The 24,140-nt window shown below is 65.3% G+C and carries 20 protein-coding genes; 6 read left to right on the top strand and 14 right to left on the bottom strand.

Annotated elements, in window-relative coordinates; genetic code table 11:
- The first annotated feature begins 6 nt into the window (after positions 1-6).
- A complete protein-coding gene (locus IB243_RS12460) occupies positions 7-783 on the top strand; it encodes a uracil-DNA glycosylase family protein (protein WP_192427338.1) in 777 nt (258 codons plus the stop codon).
- A 288-nt stretch (positions 784-1,071) separates the two neighbouring features.
- Complete coding sequence (corA, locus tag IB243_RS12455) at positions 1,072-2,058, top strand: magnesium/cobalt transporter CorA (RefSeq protein WP_010464274.1); 987 nt, start codon at positions 1,072-1,074, stop codon at positions 2,056-2,058.
- 180 nt (positions 2,059-2,238) lie between these two features.
- Here corA and IB243_RS12450 read toward each other — a convergent pair whose 3' ends face one another.
- The 9 genes from IB243_RS12450 to IB243_RS12410 all read right to left on the bottom strand — a co-directional run bounded on the left by IB243_RS12450 (position 2,239) and on the right by IB243_RS12410 (position 12,893).
- Positions 2,239-3,006, bottom strand: coding sequence for a 5'-methylthioadenosine/adenosylhomocysteine nucleosidase (locus IB243_RS12450; protein ID WP_192427336.1), 768 nt, complete (start codon positions 3,004-3,006; stop codon positions 2,239-2,241).
- 130 nt (positions 3,007-3,136) lie between these two features.
- Entirely contained in the window at positions 3,137-4,816 is a 1,680-nt protein-coding gene (locus IB243_RS12445) for a long-chain-fatty-acid--CoA ligase (RefSeq protein WP_192427334.1), read from the bottom strand.
- 91 nt (positions 4,817-4,907) lie between these two features.
- Positions 4,908-6,320 (bottom strand): Re/Si-specific NAD(P)(+) transhydrogenase subunit beta, encoded by a 1,413-nt coding sequence (gene pntB, locus IB243_RS12440; RefSeq protein ID WP_192427332.1) that lies wholly within the window; start codon positions 6,318-6,320, stop codon positions 4,908-4,910.
- Between the two features lie 34 nt (positions 6,321-6,354).
- Positions 6,355-7,956 (bottom strand): Re/Si-specific NAD(P)(+) transhydrogenase subunit alpha, encoded by a 1,602-nt coding sequence (locus IB243_RS12435; protein WP_192427331.1) that lies wholly within the window; start codon positions 7,954-7,956, stop codon positions 6,355-6,357.
- A gap of 54 nt (positions 7,957-8,010) precedes the next feature.
- Positions 8,011-8,550 (bottom strand): phenylacetic acid degradation protein, encoded by a 540-nt coding sequence (locus IB243_RS12430; protein WP_192427330.1) that lies wholly within the window; start codon positions 8,548-8,550, stop codon positions 8,011-8,013.
- Between the two features lie 62 nt (positions 8,551-8,612).
- Positions 8,613-9,338 (bottom strand): hypothetical protein, encoded by a 726-nt coding sequence (locus IB243_RS12425; RefSeq protein ID WP_192427329.1) that lies wholly within the window; start codon positions 9,336-9,338, stop codon positions 8,613-8,615.
- 318 nt (positions 9,339-9,656) lie between these two features.
- The gene (fba, locus tag IB243_RS12420) at positions 9,657-10,721 is read right to left on the bottom strand and encodes a class II fructose-bisphosphate aldolase (RefSeq protein ID WP_192427328.1); all 1,065 of its coding nucleotides are present in this window, start codon (positions 10,719-10,721) and stop codon (positions 9,657-9,659) included.
- Between the two features lie 79 nt (positions 10,722-10,800).
- The gene (locus tag IB243_RS12415) at positions 10,801-12,192 is read right to left on the bottom strand and encodes a histidine kinase dimerization/phospho-acceptor domain-containing protein (protein WP_192427327.1); all 1,392 of its coding nucleotides are present in this window, start codon (positions 12,190-12,192) and stop codon (positions 10,801-10,803) included.
- Entirely contained in the window at positions 12,189-12,893 is a 705-nt protein-coding gene (locus IB243_RS12410; protein WP_192427326.1) for a response regulator transcription factor, read from the bottom strand. Before IB243_RS12410 ends, IB243_RS12415 begins: the two co-directional genes overlap by 4 nt.
- 79 nt (positions 12,894-12,972) lie before the next feature.
- Here IB243_RS12410 and IB243_RS12405 point away from each other — a divergent pair, with 79 nt between their 5' ends.
- Entirely contained in the window at positions 12,973-13,725 is a 753-nt protein-coding gene (locus tag IB243_RS12405; protein ID WP_192427325.1) for a phosphatase PAP2 family protein, read from the top strand.
- A gap of 19 nt (positions 13,726-13,744) precedes the next feature.
- Here IB243_RS12405 and pyk read toward each other — a convergent pair whose 3' ends face one another.
- From pyk to IB243_RS12380, 5 genes are all read right to left on the bottom strand, one after another.
- A complete protein-coding gene (gene pyk / locus IB243_RS12400) occupies positions 13,745-15,181 on the bottom strand; it encodes a pyruvate kinase (protein ID WP_010464296.1) in 1,437 nt (478 codons plus the stop codon).
- A 111-nt stretch (positions 15,182-15,292) separates the two neighbouring features.
- Complete coding sequence (locus IB243_RS12395; RefSeq protein ID WP_192427324.1) at positions 15,293-16,078, bottom strand: CPBP family intramembrane glutamic endopeptidase; 786 nt, start codon at positions 16,076-16,078, stop codon at positions 15,293-15,295.
- Positions 16,079-16,092: 14 nt separating this feature from the next.
- Positions 16,093-17,490, bottom strand: a complete 1,398-nt coding sequence (locus IB243_RS12390) for an aminopeptidase P N-terminal domain-containing protein (protein WP_192427323.1) — start codon at positions 17,488-17,490, stop codon at positions 16,093-16,095.
- Complete coding sequence (locus IB243_RS12385; protein ID WP_192427322.1) at positions 17,487-18,272, bottom strand: nucleotidyltransferase family protein; 786 nt, start codon at positions 18,270-18,272, stop codon at positions 17,487-17,489. The genes IB243_RS12390 and IB243_RS12385 overlap by 4 nt, the downstream gene beginning before the upstream one ends.
- Complete coding sequence (locus IB243_RS12380; RefSeq protein ID WP_192427321.1) at positions 18,269-18,661, bottom strand: S-adenosylmethionine decarboxylase family protein; 393 nt, start codon at positions 18,659-18,661, stop codon at positions 18,269-18,271. Before IB243_RS12380 ends, IB243_RS12385 begins: the two co-directional genes overlap by 4 nt.
- Before the next feature lie 156 nt (positions 18,662-18,817).
- On the opposite strand from IB243_RS12380, the gene IB243_RS12375 reads away from it, so the two are divergent.
- From IB243_RS12375 to IB243_RS12365, 3 genes are all read left to right on the top strand, one after another.
- On the top strand, positions 18,818-19,906 hold the full coding sequence (locus IB243_RS12375) for a hypothetical protein (protein WP_192427320.1): 1,089 nt from the start codon (positions 18,818-18,820) through the stop codon (positions 19,904-19,906).
- Between the two features lie 118 nt (positions 19,907-20,024).
- A complete protein-coding gene (locus IB243_RS12370; protein WP_225584905.1) occupies positions 20,025-21,098 on the top strand; it encodes an AraC family transcriptional regulator in 1,074 nt (357 codons plus the stop codon).
- Between the two features lie 88 nt (positions 21,099-21,186).
- The gene (locus IB243_RS12365) at positions 21,187-24,114 is read left to right on the top strand and encodes an IPTL-CTERM sorting domain-containing protein (RefSeq protein ID WP_192427319.1); all 2,928 of its coding nucleotides are present in this window, start codon (positions 21,187-21,189) and stop codon (positions 24,112-24,114) included.
- Positions 24,115-24,140 lie beyond the last annotated feature (26 nt).

Here is a 24,140-nt window from a genome sequence, read left to right as displayed (position 1 = left end):
TTTCCCATGAGTCTTCACCTCGATGCGCGGCAGCGCGCCATGCTGCAAGAAATGGGGGTCACCGTGTGGGGGCCACAGGAGGCACCAGCAGCCCGCACGGCAGCCCCGGCGCCCGCCCCCGCCATGGCCGCCCCCGCCCCTGCAACCCGCGTGGTGCCCACCCCCACCCCGCCACCCGCCGCGGCAAGCCTACCGGCTGCACGCGCGCCCCAGCCAACACCCCCGCGAGTGTCCGCACCTGCGGCAGAGAGCACAGGCGCAGCCCTGGCTACCCCAACCTTGCGGCTGCATGCGCCCCAGGCGCTGTACCCCACCGCCGACCCGGCGCAGACCCCGACCGGGCTGGGTGCGGGCTGGCTGATCGTGACCGAAAGCCTTACACCGGGCGAGCCGCTGGGTGGCGATGCGGGCCGATTGCTGGATAACATGCTGCGCGCCATGCAGCTGAACAAGCACCCGCGCGTGTTCCTGGCGGCACTGGAGCGCACGGCCTCCGGCGCGGAACCCGGTGGTGACCACAACATCCCCGCAGCACTGGCCGACGCCGTGGCGGCGCTGCAACCCGCCCTGGTCCTGGTGCTGGGCCATGTGGCAGCGCGGGCGGCGCTGGGTCGCACCGAGCCGCTGGGCCGCCTGCGCGCAGGCCCGCACCAGCTGGCGGGTTGCCCGGCCGTGGTGACCTACGACCCGGCGTTTCTTTTGCGCTCGCAAGACGTCAAGGCCGCTGCCTGGGCCGACCTGTGCCGGGCCCTGGCCATCGTGCGCCAGGCCACATCCCGCTGACCACCGCGGGCGCGGGCTTTTGCTAGGAGGCTGTCGGACTTGGAGCGCCGATCAGCGAAAATCGGACCGCTGCGGTCGATTTGCAGCCGGCGATTTCCAAGTCCGACGGCCTCTTAGGACCCGCTGCAGCTGCAGTGCCATAATCCGCCGCCTGTCCATTTTTTACGGAGAAAGCTCCTTGGAAACCTACCCGAGTTGGTAGCTTTCAGCTCCCCGGCCTGCCTGCTGTGGGGTTGAAAGCACCCGATCCCCCACACCGCAGATGCCACACAACAAGGGAGTGAGCCCATGCTCAACATCTTCACGCTCGCCAATGGCCGGCTGTTCCAGGAAGAAATCGAATCCCTGGAAGAGCTGACCCGCTTCCAGCCAATCTGGGTGGACCTGGAAGCCCCCACCCTCGAAGAAAAACGCTGGATCAAGCAGCACTACGGCCTGTCCATCCCCGAGGATGCGATGGACGAGGACATCGAGGAATCCGCCCGCTTCTACGAAGAAGACAACGGCGAGCTGCACATTCGCAGCGACTTTTTGATCGACGACGATGAAGACCCGCGCTCGGTGCGGGTGGCTTTCATCCTGAATCAGCACAACGCCAACCTCAAGAGCCGGGGCGTGCTGTTCTCCATCCACGACGAAGACGTGCCGGTGTTCCGCCTGCTGCGCATGCGCGCACGCCGCGCGCCAGGCCTCATCGAAGACGCCAAGGAAGTGCTGCTCAAGCTGTTCGACGCCGACGCCGAGTATTCGGCCGACACGCTCGAGAACATCTACGACGAGCTGGAAAAGGTGAGCAAGCAGGTGCTGGCCGGCGACGTGACCGATGCCCTTGCTGGCGAGGTGCTGGGCGCCATTGCCCGCCAGGAAGACTTGAACGGACGCATCCGCCGCAACGTGATGGACACCCGCCGTGCGGTGAGCTTCATGATGCGCAGCAAGATGCTCAACTCCGAGCAGTTCGAGGAAGCCCGCCAGATCCTGCGCGACATCGAATCGCTGGACAACCACACGGCATTCCTGTTCGACAAGATCAACTTCCTGATGGACGCCACGGTCGGTTTCATCAACATCAACCAGAACAAGATCATCAAGATCTTCTCGGTGGCCAGCGTGGCGCTGCTGCCCCCCACGCTGATCGCCAGCGTGTACGGCATGAACTTCAAGTTCATGCCCGAGCTGGAGTGGAGCTACGGGTATGCCTACGGCATCCTGCTGATGATCGCCAGTGCGGTGGGGCCCATGTGGTACTTCCGCAAGCGCGGCTGGTTGAAGTAGCCCCCTGTGGCGCTGCGCGCCTTCCCCCGAGGGGGACGCCTCCGGTGGACCGGCAAAGCCGGATGCACGGGGGAGCGCCAGTTTCACGGCGCGGCGACCGATGATCTACGGCCACGCATGAAAACATCCAATAAAAATAGCCACTAGCGCTTATTCAACAAGCGCGAGTAGCTATCAATTTCATAGTTTTTGAAGAAACGCCAGCATGATGTGCTCGGCGTAGCGGCTGGCCACGGTCTGCACGAAGAGGGGAAAGTCCACATGGGCGGTGTCATCGGCGCGGTCGGAGATGGTGCGCACGGCGGCGAAGGGGATGCCGTAGTCGTGGCACACCTGGGCCACGGCGGCGCCTTCCATTTCAACGGCCAGCACGTCGTGGCCGGCGTCGCGCAAGGTGTTGCGCAGGCGGTGGGACTCATCGGCGGCAGAGACAAATCGGTCCCCGCTGGCCACCAGGCCGTGGTGGGTGCGGTGCAAGACGTCTTCCAACGCATCCGTTGCACCAGTTCTCAAGCCAAATTGGCCGCTGGCGCTTGATACACAAGCGCCAGCAGCTTCCAAAAGCAGAGCAGACAGCACGCCGTCACAGGCCAGGCGGCTGCGCGCGTAGCCGGGCACTTCCCAGCGCGGGAACAGGGGCGAGGCGTCCATGTCGTGCTGGAGGTAGTCCTGCGCCACCACCACGTCGCCCACATTCACGCCATCGCCCACACCGCCCGCAACCCCGGTGAAGACGATGCGCGCCACGCCGAAACGCTCGATGAGCGCCGTGGCCGTGGTGGCAGCCGCCACCTTGCCGATGCCCGACAGCGCCAGCACCACCGCGCGGCCGTGCAGCTCGCCCAGCCAAAAGGCGCGGCCCGCATGCATCAGGCGCTGGGGGTGCAACAGGTGCTGGACCAGCGAGCTTTGCTCTTCGGGCAAGGCGCTGAGGATGGCGGTGGTCATGGCCTACGAAACCGACACGACTCATACCAGCGGACGCCGTGGAACTGGCTTCGCCAGGCCGCTGGCGTCGTCCCCCTTCCCGGCGCGAGCCGAGAGAAGGGGGAAGCCGCGAAGCGGCTCAGGGGGATGGTCATTTCTTATCGCGCAGCTCGCGGCGCAGGATCTTGCCCACGGGGGTCTTGGGCAGCTCGGTGCGGAACTCGATGACCTTGGGCTGCTTGTAGCCCGTGAGTTCTGCGCGGCAGAACTCCTTGACCTGCGCTTCGGTGAGAGCGGGGTCTTTCTTGACGATCACGAGCTTGACGGCTTCACCGGTCTTCTCGTCCGGGACGCCCACCACGGCGCATTCGAGCACGCCGGGGCAGTTGGCTACGACTTCTTCGACCTCGTTGGGATAGACATTGAAGCCGCTGACCAGCACCATGTCCTTCTTGCGGTCCACGATCTTGAAGAAGCCGCGCTCATCCATGACGCCGATGTCGCCGGACTTGAAGAAGCCGTCGTCGGTCATGACCTTGGCGGTTTCATCGGGGCGCTGCCAGTAGCCCGCCATCACCTGCGGGCCCTTGATCGCGATTTCACCGGGCTGGCCGAGGGTGGTCACGTCGCGGCCGTCGTCGTCGATCAGCTTCATCAGGGTGCCGGGAAGCGGCACGCCAATGGTGCCAGTGAACTCCTTGGCGGTCACGGGGTTGCAGCTGACCGAGGGGCTGGTCTCCGACAGGCCGTAGCCCTCGCAGATGGGGCAGCCGGTCTTCTCCAGCCAGAGCTTGGCCACGGCGCCCTGCACGGCCATGCCGCCGCCCACCGAGACCTTGAGGTTCTTCCAGTTGACAGTGTTGAAGTCGGGGTGGTTGGCCAGGCCGTTGAACAGCGTATTCACGGCCGGGAAGCTGTGGAAGGTGTGCTTGGACAGCTCCTTGAGCACGGCAGGCAGGTCACGCGGGTTGGGGATCAGGATGGTCTTGCCGCCGGTGCGCATGCTCAGCATCATGTTCACGGTGAACGCGAAGATGTGGTACAGCGGCAACGCGCAGATGCTGGTCTGCTGTTCGCCCGCAGGCACCTTCTTCATCACGGGGTCGTTCCACGCCTCGGACTGCAGCACGTTGGCGATCACATTGCGGTGCAGCAGCACCGCGCCCTTGCTCACGCCCGTGGTGCCGCCGGTGTATTGCAGCAGTGCAATGTCGTCGGGCTTGATGTCGGGCTTCTTGAGGGTGCCGCGCGTGCCCTGGGCCACCGCGTCATTGAAACGCACGGCGCCCGGCAGGTTGTAGGTGGGCACCATCTTCTTGACGTTGCGCACCACGTAGTTGACCAATGCTCCCTTGAGCAGGCCCAGTTGGTCGCCCATGGCGCACAGCACCACGTGCTTGACGGGCGTGTTTGCAATGCAGCTTTGCAGCGTGGTGGCGAAGTTTTCGATGATGACGATGGCCTTGGCGCCCGAATCCTTGAGCTGGTGCTCCAGCTCGCGCGGGGTGTACAGCGGGTTCACGTTGACCACCACGAAGCCCGCACGCAGGATGGCCGCCACCGTCACGGGGTACTGCGGCACGTTGGGCATCATGATGGCCACGCGGTCGCCCTTGACCAGGCCCAGGCCCTGCATATAGGCCGCAAACGCGCTGGAGAGCGAGTCGGTCTGGGCATAGGTCACTTCCTTGCCCATGAAGCTGTAGGCCACGCGGCCCGCGTACTTGGTAAACGCCTCGTCCATGAGGGCCACGAGCGATGGGTATTGCGTGGTGTCGATATCTGCGGGGACGCCTTGCGGATAGGCAGCCAGCCAGGGGCGATTCGTCATTTTTTGTCTCCTGATAAGTTTTATTGATGCCGTGAAGACCGCCCTGGGATTTCCAGCACGATCGTGCTTTTTCGCGGTGAAATTATGCCCGTCACCCCTTGAGCGCGGAAAGAACTTCGTCGAGCATTTTCTTGGCGTCGCCAAACAGCATGCGGTTGTTGTCCTTGTAGAACAGGGGGTTGTCCACCCCCGCATAGCCCGACGCCATGGAGCGCTTCATCACGATCGAGGTCTTGGCCTTCCACACTTCGAGCACGGGCATGCCTGCGATGGGGCTGGTCGGATCATCCAGGGCGCTGGGATTCACGATGTCGTTGGCGCCGATGACCATGGCCACGTCAGCATTGGGGAAGTCCTCATTGATCTCGTCCATCTCCATCACGATGTCGTAGGGCACCTTGGCCTCGGCCAGCAGCACGTTCATGTGGCCGGGCATGCGGCCCGCCACCGGGTGGATGGCAAAGCGCACATCCACGCCCTTTTCGCGCAGGGTCTTGGTGATCTCGTACACCGTGTGCTGGGCCTGGGCCACGGCCATGCCGTAGCCGGGCACGATGATGACGCTTTTGGCATCGCGCAGCAGCTCGGCCGTCTCGGCGGAGCTGACGGGCTCGGCCTCGCCTTGCGGCTCGGTTGCCTCGCCCTTTTTGGCAGGTGTGCCAGCGCCCGACCCGAAGCCGCCCGCGATCACGCTAATGAAGTTGCGGTTCATCGCGTTGCACATGATGTACGACAGGATGGCACCCGAAGAGCCCACCAGCGCGCCCGTGACGATGAGCAGGTCGTTGGACAGCATGAAACCCGTGGCCGCCGCCGCCCAGCCCGAGTAGCTGTTGAGCATGGACACCACCACCGGCATGTCAGCACCGCCGATGGCCATCACCATGTGGATGCCGAACAGCAGCGCGATCGCCGTCATCACCATCAGCGGCACCATGCCTTGTTCAATGGTCTCGGCGCGCAGGAACTCGCGGCCAAACCAGATCACGATCAGCAGCGCAGCCAGATTCATCCAGTGGCGGCCAGGCAGCAACAGCGGCTTGCCACCGATCTTGCCGTTGAGCTTGCCGAAGGCGATCAGCGATCCGCTGAACGTGACCGCGCCGATCAGGATGCCGACATAGATCTCCACCTCATGAATGATCTTCTCGGCGCCCTGCAGCTGGATCGAGGTATCGACGTAACTCGCAAAACCCACCAGGCAGGCCGCAAGGCCCACCAGGCTGTGCATGAGGGCGACCAGCTCGGGCATCTGGGTCATCTTGACGACCTTGGCCGCATACAGGCCGATGCCACCGCCGATGACCAGTGCGCCGACGATCCAGGCCACGCCCGCAGGACTGACACGGGGGCCGAACACCGTGGCCAGCACGGCCAGCGCCATGCCGACCATGCCGAACAGGTTGCCCCGGCGCGAGGTTTCGGGGTTGGAGAGCCCGCCCAGGCTCAGGATGAACAAAATGGCCGCACCCAGGTAGGCAACGGTGGCGAGACTTTGGGACATGTTCTGTGCTCCTTGTGTTCTTGTTGTGATGGAGTTACTTGCGGAACATGGCCAGCATGCGGCGCGTGACGGCGAAGCCACCGAACATGTTGACAGCCGTGAGCACCAGCGCGGCAAAGGCCAGCCAGAGGATGAGCCCATCCGGGCGCCCGTTGATGCCCGCATCGGGCGGTGCAATCTGCACCAGCGCACCGATGGCGATGATGCTGGAGATCGCGTTGGTCACGCTCATCAACGGCGTGTGCAGCGCGGGCGTGACATTCCACACCACCATGTAGCCGATGAAGCAAGCCAGCACAAACACCGTGAAGTGGCCCAGGAAGGCCACGGGCGCATAGGCACCGATGGCCCAGAACAGCACGGCCAGCACGGCAAAAACGATGGTCAGCGTCTTGGCAGACATCGGTGCGCCCGGACCATGGCTGGATTTTTTGGCAGCCACAGGAGCTGCCGCGGCCTTGGGTGCCGGCACAGGGGCCTGCTTGAGCGGTGGGGCAGGCCAGGTGATCGCGCCATCCTTGACCACGGTGAGGCCGCGGATCGCGTCGTCCTCCATGTTGACCACGGCCACGCCGTCCTTGGCCTTGCACAGCTCTTCAGTCAGGCGCAGCAGGTTGGTGGCATACAGCGTGGACGACTGCTTGGCCAGACGCGAAGCCAGGTCGGTGTAGCCGACGATGGTCACGCCGTGGCGCACCACAGCCTGGCCAGGCACGGTCAGCTCGCAGTTGCCACCCTGCTCGGCGGCCATGTCCACGATCACGCTGCCGGGCTTCATGCTCTGCACCATCTCGGCCGTGATGAGCTTGGGCGCGGGTTTGCCCGGAATCAGCGCGGTGGTGATGATGATGTCGGCATCCTTGGCTTGCTCCGCGTACATCTTGCGCTGCGCGGCCTGGAAACCCTCGCTCATGACCTTGGCGTAGCCGCCGCCGCCCGAGCCTTCTTCCTCGTAATCCACCTTGACGAACTCACCGCCCAGCGACTTGACCTGGTCAGCCACTTCGGCACGCGTGTCGTTGGCGCGCACGATGGCGCCCAGGTTGGCAGCCGTGCCGATGGCGGCAAGCCCCGCCACGCCCGCGCCTGCGATGAACACCTTGGCCGGCGGCACCTTGCCCGCGGCGGTGATCTGGCCGTTGAAAAAGCGGCCGAAGGCATTGGCCGCCTCGATGACGGCGCGGTAGCCGGAGACGCCAGCCGTGGAGGTCAGCGCGTCCATCTTCTGGGCGCGCGAGAGCGTGCGCGGCAGGCAGTCGATGGCCAGCACCGTGGCCTTGCGGGCCGCGAGCTGCTGCATCAGCTCGGGGTTCTGGGCGGGCCAGATGAAATCAATGAGCGTCGTGCCCTCACGCATCAGCACCACTTCGTCGCTGCTGGGCGGGCGCACCTTGAAGACGATGTCTGATGCTGCCCACAGCGCGGCAGCGCCGCCCACGATCTGGGCCCCGGCGGCGCGGTAGGCGTCATCGCTGAAGTTGGCGGCATCCCCAGCCCCCGACTCCACAGTGACCGCAAAACCCAGCTTGATCAGCTTCTCCACCACATCGGGCACGGTGGCCACACGCTTTTCGCCGGGGAAGATTTCCCTGGGCACGCCAATACGCTGCGGCTGCGGGACGGGGCTGGTCTGCATGGGAGGTCTCCTCGAAGTTGTGGAATCGTTGGGGCCGGCGTGTCTACCGCTGCGTCAGCCCGCCCAGGGGCGTGCGGCGGCCTGCTTCTTGGCAAAGCAGGCGTCCACGGCATCCAGGAGCTGCTGCTGCTCTGCGCTGGCTGGGGGCACGATCTGCGCTGCGCCCTGCATCACGGAACGCAGGGTCAGCACGTGGTAATCGGTGAATTTTTCTAAGCTGCGCTCCAGCACAGCAGGCACTTCGCTGGGTGCCAACGGGCGGTTGCGCAGCATGTGGGAACTGGCAACCCAGAGGTTGTTCACATCGGATTCGCCCAGACCCAGATGTTGGCGAAGCAGGGCCAGAACGCCCTCTTTCTGCTCCACGGTCACGGCGCCAGTCGCCTGCACCATGGCCAATGCCATCACAGCCACCACATCCACAGGGTGCTCCAGCGTGTACAGCGGCGGCGTTGTGACCTTCCTGGACCAGGCACGGCGGCGGAAAAAGGCCAGCGGATTGAGCCAGCCCACGTCAATGCCAAAACGGCGCAGGGCTTCCATCGCCATCGTGAAAGTGATGATGAGCCCCAGGATTTGCAGGATCACGCCCATGGTGAATCTCCCTCTCTTGTGTTGTCTTGTAGTTTTGTTGTTTTGTTATCTGTTTGCGCCGCTCATTTCCGGGATGCGGCTTCGGCAAACGGGAAAGGCGGAATGGCCAGGTGGCCGTCCACCATGCCGGCGCTCAGGCGCACAGCCTGGGCCAGGTCATGGGCCCATTGCTGGAAGGGCAGGCCTGCGACCAGGAACTCTTCGTTGTTGCGCGGCCGGACGCTGATCAGCCGCTGGTCCACCAGGGCATCCACCACCACCCAGACACCCGCTTCGGTGACGTAGCGGTAGCCCACATGCGAATAGGGGGCGTTCAGCGCGATCTGGCGGCTGGCCATCCATTGGACAAGATCGGGCCTGTTCTTTTCGAGCCACTTGGGGCTGCTCGCCCAAAGCTTGAAGCGCAGGCAATCGGCCCGCACAGGGCTGCCATCGGCGGGATCCTTCACGATGACGTCCTGTTGCGCCGGACAGTACCCCACCCCTTGCGGAGACCCCCGCAAGTCGCCCGTGCGGTTGGTCTGCACACGCAGCGCAGCCAGCCATTCACCTTTCGCACCACGCAGCCCCACGTCACGGGTTTGCAGCGAGGTACGGCCTCCGGGGCCTGATGTGGCCTCATCAGAAGTACCCAGGTCTTGCCACGCCCCTGGCGGCAACACCAGACGGGCGCGCCCGACCGGATATTCGGCCTTTGGGGGAACGGTCAGGGGCGCGCACGCCACCGTCAACACCGCCACGGCAAATACAGGCAACAAGCGCCGAAACTTCGAAATAGTCAGAGTCATAGAGAAAGGTTCATACGAATTCGCCTTCAATCATCCCACGGCACCCGAGTCCGTCCATCGACGGCTTCTGCCATGCAACAACCAGCTCGGTGTAACTGGTGAGAAATGTGTTGAAAGCGCCCTGGTATCGGACACTTCTTACGGCGCTGCCGGTGGGCAAGCTGACCGCGAGCTTACATGAAGAAAATCTTGCCGCTGTCGCCTTTGTCTGATGTAGAGGGAACTCCCCAGTCCATCTCGTATCGGGGCAAAAAAAAAGCCTGACTGCGCAACGCAGCCAGGCCGATCGGGCGGCCCTGCAGGGCCTTGTGCCAACGTTCAGTTCACCACTTGGGCCAGCGCACCCGCCGCGTACTGGGCCGCCACAGCCTGAAGGCTCAGCCCCTTGATCTTGCTGCCCTGGCCTTCGCAGCCGAATTCCAGGTAACGCTGCTTGCAGACCTGCTTGGCCGCCTCGCGAGCGGGCTTGAGCCACTCGCGCGCGTCGAACTTGTCGGGGTTTTCAAACAGGAACTTGCGCACCGCGCCGGTCATGGCCAGGCGGATGTCGGTGTCGATGTTGATCTTGCGCACGCCGTGCTTGATGGCTTCCTGGATCTCCTCGACCGGCACGCCGTAGGTTTCCTTCATCTTGCCGCCGTACTGGTTGATGATGGCCAGCAGCTCGGCAGGCACCGACGACGAACCATGCATCACCAGGTGGGTGTTGGGAATGCGCTGGTGGATTTCCTTGACGCGGCTGATGGCCAGGATGTCGCCCGTGGGCTTGCGGCTGAACTTGTAGGCGCCGTGGCTGGTACCGATGGCAATCGCCAGGGCGTCCAGTTGCGTGGCCTTCACGAACACGGCGGCCTCTTCGGGGTCGGTCAGCATCTGGCTGTGGTCGAGCTTCACATCGGCGCCAATACCGTCTTCCTCGCCGGCTTCACCGGTTTCGAGGTTCCCCAGGCAGCCAAGTTCGCCTTCAACGGTAACCCCCACCTTGTGTGCCATGTCGACCACCTTGCGGGTCACTTCGACGTTGTAGTCGAACGACGAGGGCGTCTTGCCGTCTTCCATCAGCGAGCCATCCATCATCACCGAGCCAAAGCCCAGGTCGATGGCGCCCTGGCAAATCTTGGGCGAGGTTCCGTGGTCCTGGTGCATCACCAGCGGGATGTGCGGGAAGGCTTCGACGGCGGCCTGGATCAGGTGCTTGATGAAAGGCTCGCCAGCGTACTTGCGTGCTCCGGCGCTGGCCTGCAGGATGACCGGGGCGCCCACTTCGTCGGCAGCGGCCATCACGGCCTGGACCTGCTCCAGGTTATTGACGTTGAAGGCAGGGATGCCATAGCTGTTGGCTGCGGCATGGTCGAGCAGTTCGCGCATCGAAACGAGGGGCATGGTCGTAGGGTCCGTTGAGGGTTGGAGAAGGCGCTGTAAGCCGGTCATTGCGGTGGTAACCGCTTGGTAACTCGCGATTTTAACCGGGGGGCGTGACCGCCGAAGGGGGCAAATCCAACCGAAAACAGGTGGTAAAGGGCTGGGCGGCAGGTGCTGGACCGAAATTACCGCCATGGATGTCTGCCACCCGCCGCAGGATTTCGTGGCCCAGGTGCAGGCTGTCGGCGGGACTTCTCGCACCCGCAGTGGCGGGCAGGTCGCCATGGCGCCTGGAGCCGTCATCACACACCTGCAGCCAAACACCCGCTCCCTCAGTAGCCCCCACCTGCACCGCGATGTGCGTGCCCTCCGGCGTGTGTTTGAGCGCGTTTTCCACCAAATTGCGCGCCGCGATGTCCAGCAGCAACACGTGCCCAGACACCCAAAGCTCCGGTGGCGCCGACAGGGCGATGTCATCCCCCCGCTGCCAGGCAGCCTGCGCATAGTCAACACACACTTGGCGGGCCACGGCACACAGGTCCACCGGCGCCTTGGCCTCGTGCAGTTCCGCCCGGCTGGCGCGCGCCAGGGCCAGCAGCTGGTTGAGCACATGGCCGGCCCGCAGGGCGTCCTGGCCAATGCGGGCAATGGCCTGCGCCCGTGCGGCGGAATCCAGCTCTCCGCCCAAGGCACTGGCCTGCAGGGCAATGGATGACAGGGGCGTGCGCAATTCGTGCGCGACTTCGTTGGCCAACCTGCGTTCGCGCACCAGCGCGGCCTGCTGACGGTCCAGCAGGGTGTTGATGGACGCGACCACCGACTCGAACTCGCTCCAGGCATGGCGCGAGGCTAGGCGTGGCGCGCTGGCAGGGTCGAGTGCCGCGACGTCTGCCGACAAGGCATACAGCGGTCGCAAGCCCCGCCACAGGGCCAGGCCCAGGGCGAGCGACACGACGGGAAGCAACCAGAGGCCAGGCTCGATCATCTGCTCGGCAATGTCCTGGGCAAGCTCGTCGCGCTCGCGCAACTCCAGCAGCACCATGATCTTGCGCGCCCGCGCGGCATCCCACTGCGAAAAGCTGCGCCATACCGCCTCGTCCGGCCCCAGCGCCATGTTGGCGAATCCCTCGACATCGCCGAAGGCAGGTGCCGGCGCCGTACCGCTGTGATGGAGCATGCGACCCTGCGCGTCCCACTGGACCACGCTGAGGGACTGCTGGTAGTCGTGCGACTTGAGCCAGGGTGTGGCCGCGCGCTGCGTGACCTGCGGCCCTTCGGTGGCCTCGGTCGCGCGCAGGTTCAGCAGCAGGGCAGCCACACTGGCCAGGTGCCCGTCGGTCAGTTCATCCGACTCGTGCACCCCTGTCTGGTAGCCAATGAACACGAAACTTCCCCACACCAGTGCCAGCGCCCCGAGGCACCACAACAGCAGTTGGCGCGTCAGCGACGGCCGGCGGGCGCGCGCGACAGGAGTCGCTGCAGAGGCGCTCATGCCGAGGGCTCCTGGGGCATGAAATAGCCCACGCCCCGCATGGTCTGGATGCACGCACTGCCCAGTTTGCGGCGCAGGTGGTGGATATGGACCTCCACCGCGTTGCTCTCAATGGCGGCATCCCAGCTGTACAGGCGCTCTTCGATCTGCTGGCGCGAGAGCACACGCCCCCGGGCCTCCAGCAGCACCAGCAGCACCGAAAACTCCCGGGGCGACATCTCTACCAGCTTGCCGCCCTGGTGGACGGTTCGCGCCGCAGGGTCCATCTCGATGTCTGCGTAGCGGAGGGTGGGAGACGCCCGGCCGGCGGCCCGGCGCAACAGGGCGCGCAAGCGTGCATCCAGTTCATCGATGTCGAAGGGCTTGGCCAGGTAGTCATCCGCCCCCTGGTCCAGCCCCGCAATGCGTTGATGCACCTGGTCACGGGCGGTGACGATCAGCACGGGAGTGGAGGGATCGGGCAATATCTGCGGAGCCCCGGCCCCAGGCGCCGGGCTCAGGCGCAACCGCCTGAGCAGCTCGCCGCCATCGCCATCGGCCAGCCCCAGGTCCAGCAACACGGCATCAAAACGCTCCACGCGCAGCGCACCCCAGGCACTGGCTACGCCATCGCACACATCCACCGCATAGCCACGCTGCTGGAGGTTGGTACGCAGGCCTGCGGCAATGCCGGCATCGTCTTCGACCACGAGTATTCGCATGCAGCCATTGTCGCCGCGCGGTGCACCCTGCGGAGGGTCATTAAGACAGTGTTAAGTGGGGCACCCTATGGTCCGTGGGATGTTGTCCCCGCCTTCCCAGCCCCGTCGTTTCGCCGCCCGCCACCGTACTTTGCTCCTTTGGACGCTGGGTATCCTGGCCGCCGTGGTGGCCTGGGACGCCGGGGGACAGGACATCCCCCTGGCCCAGGCGTTTGGCTCTGCCACGGGGTTCCCGCTGCGGGAACAATGGTTCTTCGTGCAGGTGCTCCATGAAGGCGGCCGCCGACTGGGGTGGCTGCTGGTGCTGCTGCTCACGCTGGGGGTGTGGTGGCCCCGGGGCGTGCTGCGGCGCCTGGATGCGGGCGAGCGGCTGCAGATGGCCCTAAGTGCCCTGCTGGCACTTGCGGCGGTGAGCGTGGTCAAGAACCTGAGCACCACCAGCTGCCCCTGGGACCTGGCGGAGTTCGGTGGCGTGGCGCGCTATGCCTCCCATTGGGCGCTGGGGGTGATCGACGGCGGCGGCGGGCGGTGCTTCCCGGCGGGCCATGCCTCAGCGGGCTTTGCTTTTGTGGGGGGCTACTTCGCGCTGCGCCACAAAGCACCTGCTGCCGCGCGATGGTGGCTGGCAGGCGCACTGCTGGCAGGCTTGGTTCTGGGCGGTGCCCAGCAGGCGCGGGGCGCACACTTCATGAGCCACACCCTGTGGACAGGGTGGCTGTGCTGGACGGTGGGTTGGCTGTGCGACCTGGGCGCTTCGGCCCTGCGCCCACGCCTGGCCGCCCTCTCCACAGCCGCCACAGCGGCCGACGACCCACCCCGGGCCGCCAGCTGATTGCTCAGCGCCTGGCTTTTCAGCTCGCCACGCAGATCTTCAGCATATTGGTCCCGCCCGGCGCCCCCATGGGCTCGCCACAGGTGATGGCGTAAACATCGCCCTTTTGCACGATATTCCGGTTCTTGAGATGGCGCTCGGCCTGTTCCAGCGCAGTGTCGCGGTCCGCACTGGTGTCCATGAGCAGGGGACGCACGTTGCGGTACATGGCCATCTTGCGCTGCGTGGCCACCTTGGGGGTGAGTGCGTAGATAGGGATGCGGATGCTGTGTCGGCTCATCCACAGGGCCGTGGCACCGCTGTCGGTCATGGCCACGATGGCCTTGGCACCCAGGTGGTGGGCCGTGAACAGCGCGCCCATGGCGATGGACTGGTCGATCCGGCCAAAGGTCTGGCCGGTGAAGTCGGCGTCCAACTGATGGTCCTCCGCCGCCTCGGCCGCAGCGCAGATGGTCGCCATTTCTTCCACCGTCTCCAGCGGGTAGCGGCCCGCGGCCGTCTCGGCGCTCAGCATCACGGCATCGGTGCCGTCCAGCACGGCATTGGCCACATCACTCACCTCGGCGCGCGTGGGCACGGGGTTGGTGATCATGCTCTCCATCATCTGCGTGGCGGTGATGACGACCTTGTCCAGCTCGCGCGCCATGCGGATCATCTTCTTTTGCAGCGCAGGCACGGCCGCATTGCCCACTTCCACGGCCAGGTCGCCGCGCGCCACCATGATGCCGTCGCTCACGCGCAGGATAGCTTCCAGGTGGGGGATGGCCTCGGCCCGCTCGATCTTGGCGATCAGGCCCGGCTTGTGGCGGTACTCGGACGCGGCCACATTGCACAGCTGGCGCGCCATTTCCATGTCGGTCGCGTTCTTGGGAAAGCTCACCGCCACATAGTCGGCCTGGAAGCTCATCGCCGTGCGGATGTCTTCCATGTCCTTGGCCGTGAGGGCCGGTGCCGTGAGGCCCCCACCCTTCTTGTTGATGCCCTTGTTGTTGGACAGCTCGCCGCCCACCTTGACCGTGGTGTGCACCTCTTCGCCCCGCACCGCATCGACGGTGAGCACGATCAGCCCGTCATTGAGCAGCAGCAGGTCGCCCGCCTTCACGTCGCGCGGCAGCTCCTTGTAGTCCAGCCCCACACCTTCGATGTCACCCAGCTCGGTGCGCGATGCATCGAGCACAAACTTGGCGCCCGACTCCAGCTGCACCTTGCCTTCGGCAAACTTGCCCACGCGGATCTTCGGGCCCTGCAGGTCGGCCATGATGGCCACTTCGCGGCCTGCGCGCTGCGCGGCGGCACGCACGGTGGCAGCGCGGTCGATATGGTCCTGCGCCTTGCCGTGGCTGAAGTTCAGCCGCACCACATTCACCCCCGCTCGGATCATGGCCTCCAGCAGTGCCGGGTCGCTGGAGGCGGGGCCCAGGGTGGCAACAATCTTGGTGGCGCGGCGGGTAGGCATGGGTTTGTCTCTTTCTCTCGTTTGTCTGGTGGATGTAATCGAGTTTCAATTCTCACACGAAGCGGTTACATGCGAGTTACCCCTTGCATCCGCCCTGTGGCCCGGGGCCCATCAGAGCAACGGGTACGACAACAGATGCGCCAGTACATGGGCAACGATTGCCGCCTCCAGACCATGGCGCGCATAGAGCCAGCCCGCCACCAGGCCAAAGGCCGTATTGCCCACCAGCACGAACACCACGATGGGCCAGGTCAACACCCCGGCCAGCGCCTGGGCAGCTGGCAGGTGCCCCAGTGCAAACAGCAGGGCACTGAGCAGCACCGCCACAGCCACAAGCACCCTGCCCGGCCGGCCCTGCCCGCGCTGCCACACCCGCCAGCCCAGCCACAACAGCAGGGTCATCACGCCCCAGCGCACCAACAATTCTTCGGTGATGCCGCCATACAGCAGCTTGACCAGCAGCGGCATGGCACTGGCGGGGTCCGACGGTTGCAACGCGGCGGGCGCCACCTGGGACAGCGCCCACAGCCACGCAGCACCCGCCACACCGCCCAACACGCCGGGCAGGGACTGGGCACGCAGGGCGGGGCCGATGGGCCTGCCGGCCAGCCAGGAAGACACAGCGGGCGTCTGCAGGCCCACGCGGGGCGCCAGCCACGCACCTATTGCCACCGCCAGCGCCAGCAGCACGGCCGTTTGCAGCCCGCTGAGCAGCACCACAGCCCAGAGCGGCAACGGCAGCAGGGCCTCGTTGGCCCTCAAGGGCGGGAGCAGCGCCCACACCACCGCCACTACGCCAGGCATGCCCAACAACCACAGCGCACCGCCCAGTCGCCACTTCGCGGGTTGCCCCTGGGCACCCGCCGATTCCGCCAACACAGCGTTGTCCAAGGCCATGGGTTTGCCCACGCTCAGGCGCGCATCAGCGCTTCGATCTCGTCGGCCTTCACGGGCACGCCACGCGTGATCAGCTCGCAGCCCGTGTCCGTGACGATGGCATCGTCTTCGATGCGGATGCCGATGTTGTGAAACTGCTCAGGCACGCCATCGGCGGGGCGCACATAGATGCCGGGCTCGATGGTCAGAACCATGCCCGGGCGCAGCACACGGCTGGGGCGGTTGGTGATGGTCTCGCCCGAGAGCGGGTCCTTGCGCTCGCTCACCTGGCCGACTTCGCCGGGCTCCACATAGCTGCCGCAGTCATGCACGTCCATGCCCAGCCAGTGGCTGGTGCGGTGCATGTAGAACTGGAAGTAGGCACGCTTGTCGATCACGTCGTGCGCCGACCCCACCTTGTTCTTGTCGAGCAGGCCCAGGTCCAGCATGCCCTGCGCCAGCACGGCCACCGTGGCGTCGTGCGGGTCGTTGAAGCGGGCACCCGCCTTGGTGGCAGCCACGGCCGCGTCCTGGCTGGCCAGCACCAGGTCGTACAGCGCACGCTGTGGGCCCGTGAATTTTCCGTTGGCGGGGAAGGTGCGCGTGATGTCGCTGGCGTAGCTGTCCAGCTCGCAACCCGCGTCGATCAGCACCAGCTCGCCATCACGCACCGGTGCGGTATCGGCCCGGTAGTGCAGCACGCAGGCATTCGCGCCCGCCGCCACGATGGAGCTGTAGGCCGGGTACTGCGAGCCCGCGTCGCGGAACGCATGCAGCAGCTCGGCATCGAGGTGGTATTCGCGCACATCCTCCCCGGCGCGCAGCATGCGGGCCGAGCGCTGCATGGCGCGGATGTGGGCCTGCGCGCTGATGGCGCTGGCGCGGCGCATGATGTCCTGCTCGTGCGCGTCCTTGAACAGGCGCATCTCATCAAGCAAAGTGCACAAATCGTTCTGCTCGGCGGGACAGATGGCGCCGTAGCGCACGCGCCCCCGCACCACATTGAGCCAGCCCTCCACTCGGGCGGCCAGACCGCTGTGCGTGGCGAACGGGTACCAGACGCAGCCCGTGTTTTCGAGCAGGCGCGGCAGCTTGCTGTCCAGTTCGGCCATCGAATGCGCGGCGTCCACGCCCAACGCGGCGGGCGCAGCGGCCGGGCCGAGGCGGTAGCCATCCCAGATTTCGCGCTCCAGATCCTTGGGCTGGCAGAACAGCGTGCTGCGGCCATCGTGGGCCAGCACCAGACAGGCACCCGGCTCGGTGAAACCGGTCAGGTAATAGAAATAGCTGTCGTGGCGAAACAGGAAATCGCTATCCCGGTTGCGCGGGCGCTCCAGCGCCGTGGGGATGATGGCGATGCCCCCAGGGCCCAGCTGGGCAGCCAGGTGCGCGCGGCGCTGGGCATAGACGGAGGCAGGCACGGTGGTGTTCATGGCGCGTCGTGAGAATAGGAATTGAGTTCGGCCAGCCGCTCTGGCGTGCCCACATCGGTCCAGCGGCCGGTGTAGAGCTGCGCGCTGACGCGACCATTGTCCATCGCACGGCGAAGCAGCGGTGCCAGCGGGGCTTTGATGCCCCCTGGGTTGCCCGGCGGAATGTCGCACCAGGGCGCCGCGAACAGCTCGGCGCGCAGCAGGGCGATGGTGCTGTAGGTGTAGCGGGGCGCGGGGTCCTCGGCGGGTAGGTTCAGCGCCAGCCCGTCGGCCGACAGGCCAAAGTCACCGCGCGGATTGTGGGCCGGGTTGGGCACCAGCCACAGGTGGGCCAGGTGGTGGCTGGCTTCAAAGGCCGACACGGCGGCGCTGTCGAACACGAAGTCGGGCGCAAACACATCACCCGCCGCCAGCCAGAACAAGGGGCCAAGCTGGGGCAACGCGCGGGCGATGCCGCCGGCGGTTTCCAGTGCGCCGCCAAAGTCCACACCTTCGTGTGAGTATGAAATTGATAGCTGCTTGCGCTTACCTATCAAGCGCTGGAGGCCAAAATCACTTGAAAATTGATCGCTGATCTGCGCCCCCAGCCACGCGGTGTTGATCACCACCTGCTCCACACCCGCCTCCTGCAGCGCCGCCAGGTGCCACTGCAGCAGCGGCTGGCCCTGCACCTGCAGCAGGGGCTTGGGGGTGGTGTCGGTCAGCGGGCGCATGCGCTCGCCACGGCCTGCGGCCAGCAGCAATGCGGGGACTTGGGAAGATGCGTGTAGCGCAGGGTTCATGGCGTACGCTCTTGGACAACGGCGCCGCGTTGCAGTGCGTGGCGCTCGGCGGCAACAGGGTCAAAAAGTGCCAGCAAAGCATTCATCAGCGCGTGCGCTTTGCCCGAGTGGTCCGCACCAAAATTGCAGACATAGACGTCGAGGGTGACCGCCCGCTGCTCGGGCCACGTGTGGACACACAAGTGGGATTCCACCAACAACACCGTGGCAGTGACTCCTCCGGGCCCATGCTCCGTGGAAGGAAACGCATGAGCAAGCTGGGCGACCGCCTGCAGCCCCGATGCCTGCACCGCCTCGGTGCAGGCGCGGCCCAGTGCGTCCGCGTCCAGCAGCCAGTGGGGCGCGCATCGGCAGCCATGAAGGTCGGCAGTGAGGTGCAATCCGTGCATGGGGGTGCACTGTAGTGCATCGGCGGGCGGGTCGCGGCCGGCTTGGCGGAAGCTCGCAACCGCACAAAGAGCTTCAATTTTCTGCCAACCGGATCGCGCCAACTGGTTTCGGGCTGCCGATAATGCCCGATTAGCCGTAGCACAGATCCCAACCCAATGCGCCCGCAGGCCATCAGCACTCCCAAAACCGTCGCCTCGCAGCAGCGGCTCTGGCAACAGCTCGACATGCTCTGCGACCTGGGTCTGGGGCTTGCGCCGGTCGCACCTGACGTCTGCGCGGTGTTGCGCACGCTGGTCGGGGCCGATGCCGCTGCGCTTTTCTGGCTGGACGAAGACGGCCTTCCTGCCGGGTTCCACCACGAGGACTCACCCGCATCCACGCAGGATCTTTTTCTCAACGAATACCTGCGTCTGTTCAACGGGCCCGGGGAAACGAACGTGCTGGAACTTGCCAAGACCGACGGCCCTCGGGTCGGTCGGCTCCTGGCCCCGGGGGCAAGGTACTTTCGGTCCAACAGCTACAACCTTCTGGTGCGCGCCAGCGGCCACCAACATACGCTGGATCTTCGCGTCGAGGTGGAGGGCCGCACACGCGCCATTGCGGCGCTGTTTCTGAAGCCTGGCCCCGGCTTTAGCGATGCCCAGGCCAGGATGCTGGAGCGTGCCTGCATGAGCCTGTCACGGGCTTTTAAGCCCACCTCGCTCATCACCCGCTGGGAAACCGGGCGGTTCGGTGCCACAGGCCATATCCTGCTGGATGCTGCCGATCAGCGCCCCCTGCTGATGGATGCGGCCGCCACCGAGCTGCTGCGTCAAGCCAATCTGGCCGGACTGGGTGTGCGCGATGACTCGCGATCAAGCCGGCCGCAAAACTTGCCGCAAGATCTGTTGCAGCGTTTGGGCTTGCCACAGGAGGGCACATCGCGCGTGCCCGTTCCACACGGCTGGCTGGTGGCCAAAGCGCACGAACTGCACTCGCTTGCAGGGGGGCCCGGCCAGGTCATGCTGACGCTTCAACTGGAGCACTCCCGCTGCATTGATGTGGTGCGTCGCGTCCTTGCTTTGCCGCTCAGCCCGTTGCAACGCGAAATCGCACTATTGGCGGGTATCGGCCACGCGCGCAGCGAGTGCATGGAACGTACCGGCGTAGGCGCGGCGGCGCTCAAGAAGCATCTGCGGGCCATCTTCGAAGCCACCGGCGCCGCCGACTGGGAGAGCCTGGGCCGGATTCTGCAGCAGCACTAGCAGCAGTTGGGTGGCAACGCCATTCCCCCCTGGGGGGCTGGTACACACCGCCACCGCCCCACACAATCGCGCTCCCTGGGGTGCACGCACGCACCCAACCCTATTCAACGGAGCCCCCATGAGAGATGCCGCATGGCCCCTTCAGGCGCGTGCAGAATCCCCCGCCCCCATCGTCGGCAATCCGACCCACAACGTCACCGACCAGGCACGCCCAGCCTTGGCGCCCACGAACCGATCCCATGAGGCGATGGTCAACAGCCTCACGTTCGAACCCTTTCTGCATTTTCAGTTTCAATGTGACTCGCCTCTTCACGTGGAGATCACCAGCCGCAGCCGCGCGCCGCTGTACATCGTGGGTAGCGAGGGTTGCCAGCTGTGTTGGGAGAACAACGCCCCGCTGGCCCTGAATGCGGGAGACGTCGTGTTTTTGCCGCACGCAGGGCGCCACCGCATCTATACCGATGAGCGTGCACCACTGCAGCAATTTTCTGACCTGGTGGGCCAGGGTCTAAAGCAACGCGGCAAATCCTTTGACATCGTGATGGGGCACGCGGCAAACGCACCACCATCGGCGGACGAGCGCTGGAGCGGCAGTTTCTACTGGCGCTCTGATCTCTCAGCCCATCCGCTGATGGCCTCATTGCCGCCCGTCCTGGTATTGGCAAAAGCGGATGCGATGACCTGGCTCCCCACCATGACGCAACTGGTCGCATGGATGGCCGACATTCGAGGAGGTGGCAATGGCGTCGGGCTCACGCATGTCATGAACTCACTCCTGCAGCGGCTGGTGCTCGCGTGGTTGAACGATCCTGGGCGTGCGGTGCAGAGCCCGGCCAGAGACGTCAGCGCCCTGCGGGACGAGCGCCTCCTGGTCGCGTTGGAGAGCATCCATACCCGCTGCGCCCAGCCCTGGACAGCCAGCTCGCTGGCCGCGCTGTGCCACATGAGCAGAACGCAGTTCACCCAGCGATTTCAGGCGCAGACGGGGCTTCCGCCCATGCGCTACCTGGCGCGGTGGCGGCTGCACCTAGCGGAGCGCTTGCTCAAAGAGCAGCGCCTCACCTTGCAGCAAGTGGCCGATGCCGTGGGGTATTCCACAGGCGCGATCCTCGCGCGCGCCTACAAGCGAGAGCGCGGTGTCACGCCCGGTGCCGACGCCCCCACCGAACAGCCGGCTGTGAATTTGCGCTGAACGGCTGTCGCCGCCATGGCCTCTTTTCTAAAGAATTCACCACGGGCCCGTAGCGGGCCCATTTTGTTTTCTTTGGAAGGGATTTCGCATGACAGATACCGCACTGGCCGCGAATACGCGGCGCGTGCTGAGGGCCGCCGCCCTTTGGCTGGGAGTGACCAGCGCGGCCGTGGCCAGCGCTGCAGGGTGGCAACCAGTGGTCAGCTTCGCCACCGCACGCTATGAGCACACCGCCACCGAGATGAATGATGGCCGCGTGCTCGTGGCCGGAGGGCGCAGTGGCAGCGCCATCAGCGCCACCAACGCGAGCACCCAGATCTATGACACGGGCACCGGCAAATGGACTGCCGGGCCGGCACTGCCCAGCGGAGCCCGCTCTCGCCACACAGCAACGTTGCTGCGCAACGGTACGGTATTGCTTGCGGGCGGAAGCAACGGAAACGTTTCGCAGACATCGGCCGCAATCTTCGATTCACAAGCGGGCCAGTTCACCACGGTAGGCTCCCTGGGCGTAGAACGTGAGTACCACACCGCCACGCTGCTCAAGGATGGCCGCGTGCTCATCGTCGGCGGCCGAGGGAAATCTGGCGCTGAAGCGCGGCGATCGGCGGAGATCTATGACCCCGAGACGCAGAGCTGGGGTTCCATCGCGCAAATGCCGGGCCAAGGCACGCGCCAGCACACAGCCACGCTGCTGAATGACGGACGCGTGCTCGTGGTCGGAGGTATCAACAACGGCCAGTCCTCCACCAAAGCGGTGGCAATCTGGAACCCATCGACCGGCACGTGGGCCTCCGTGGCAGCGCTGCCGTCACCTCGCTTTGACCACACTGCGACCCTGCTCCCCGATGGAAAGGTGTTTGTAGCCGGTGGCAATGACGCAAGCGGTGCACTGGCCAGCACCTTGCTGTACGACTCCGCCGCCGACACGTGGACTCCCTCGGCGACGCTGAACGCTTCTCGCACACGGCATACCGCGGCCCTGCTGCCCGACGGACGGGTGCTGCTCAGCGGGGGCGAGGCGGGGGGGATCCCCATCGACAAGACTGAGATCTACAACCCGTCATCGGGTTCGATCAACGTTTTTGCACCCATGACCGCAGCGCGCAGCATGCATACCGCCTTGGTGCTGCATACCGGTGACGTGCTCGTGGTCGGCGGCCAGGGTGGTGCCGTGGCTCTCGACAGCGCTGAGTTGTTTAGCGCAGATACCCTGGCGCCCGCCACGACTGGCCCGCTGCCCGCGCTGCGGGCTTATCACAAAGCCACTGCACTGCCCGACGGCACCGTACTTATCGCTGGTGGTCTCATTCCCAACGGTGGTTACGCCCAGCCCTCTGCCACCACGCTGCGTTACCACATCGCCAGTGGACAATTTCAAGCGGCTGCACCGATGGCAAAGGCACGGCAGTACCACACGCAAACCCTGCTGACCGATGGCCGCGTATTGGCGGTGGGGGGCGCGTATTCGCTCAACGATGTCGAACTGTACGACCCCATCTCCAATCGGTGGTCCACTGCGCCTTCGCTCACCCATGGACGGTATGTGCACACGTCCACTTTGCTGCCAGGTGGCGACGTTTTTGTCGCAGGAGGAACCAACAACGGCGGTGTGGGAGAGGCGGAAATTTACAGCGTAGCGACCAACCAATGGCTGTCCGCAGGGTCCATGTTGACACCGCGCAATGGGCACACGGCGACCCTGCTGCGCGACGGACGCGTCATGCTGGTAGGCGGAGACGCGGTGAACGGACAAACCACCACTACTGTGGAGTTCTACACCCCCCGCACGGGTGCCTGGACATCAGGCCCAAGTATGCAAGGTGCGCGGAGCCAGCACACGGCAACGCTGCTATCGGACGGCCGGGTTTTGGTGGCAGGAGGCACAGCCAACTTCACCTACCTGAACAGCGCTGAAATATTTGACCCCGCGACGAATGCCTGGCAACCCACCAGCGACCTACAGCAAAAACGCGTTGTCCACACGGCAACGCTCCTGAGCGATGCCCGCGTTCTGGTCACCGGCGGTATGTACAACGGGGCTGGCATAGGGTCAGCGGAGGTTTACGACCCAGGTGCCGGAACCTGGCAGACTGCTGGCCCATTGCCCCAGGGGAGAAACCACCACACCGCGACTGTGCTGGCGAATGGACAGGTACTGATCGCAGGCGGTCTGGCCAACGGCGCTGCCACAGCAATGCTCTACGGTGGAAAACTGGGTGTTTCGGATGCGCGTCGCCCGCGCATCACAACGGCGCCGGCACAGGTCGCGCATGGCTCCGCGCTGCAACTGGGCGGACTGCGTTTTACTGGCGACAGCGAAGGCAGCGGCGGCGGTTTCAGTCAATCTGCCACCAACGTGCCCCTGGTGCGCATGCAGCGCGTAGACAACGGGGACGTCCGTTGGCTCGCAGCAGAGAGCTCCAACGCCACCACCTTCACGGGGCGCCCCATGCCGTCGGGGGTCACTGCGGGCTTGTATCAGCTCACGCTGTTCGCCAACGGCATGGCATCCGATGCGGTCACCCTGCGCGTGCTGGCCGGGGGAGCGCCCAACGCGCCCACCAATGTCAGCGCCACCCCTGGCGATGGCCGGGTTACGGTGTCCTGGCAACCCCCCGTGGGGGGCACCCCGCCCACGTCGTACACGGTGACCGCCCAACCTGGCGGCGCGAGTTGCACCGTGCAGGCACCTGCCACCTCGTGCACCGTGACGGGCCTGACCAACGGCACGGCGTACACCTTCACGGTGACCGCCAACACCGCAGGCGGCAACGCATCAGCACCTCCGTCGGCTGCCGTCACGCCAGTACCCAGCGCGGTGGGTGGTGTGCAAAACATTCCCACATTGTCTGAATGGGGCTTGATTCTGCTGTCAGTGCTGATGGCCGGTATGGCGCTGCTTCAGAGTCGTCGCATGCGCTTTTTGATGGACGGCTCGGCACCACTGTGCCCCGCAGTGCGAGCAAGGATCGCAGGGCGCACTGCGGGCAGCGTCAAGAACGACTTGCCATGACTGGCTGACGCCTGCTCATACCTCTA

This window comes from Acidovorax sp. ACV01, assembly GCF_014851495.1.
Classification (GTDB): Bacteria; Pseudomonadota; Gammaproteobacteria; order Burkholderiales; family Burkholderiaceae_C; genus Acidovorax; species Acidovorax radicis.
Note: the sequence above shows the minus strand (reverse complement) of the source record. Positions and strands in the feature narration are given on the sequence as shown.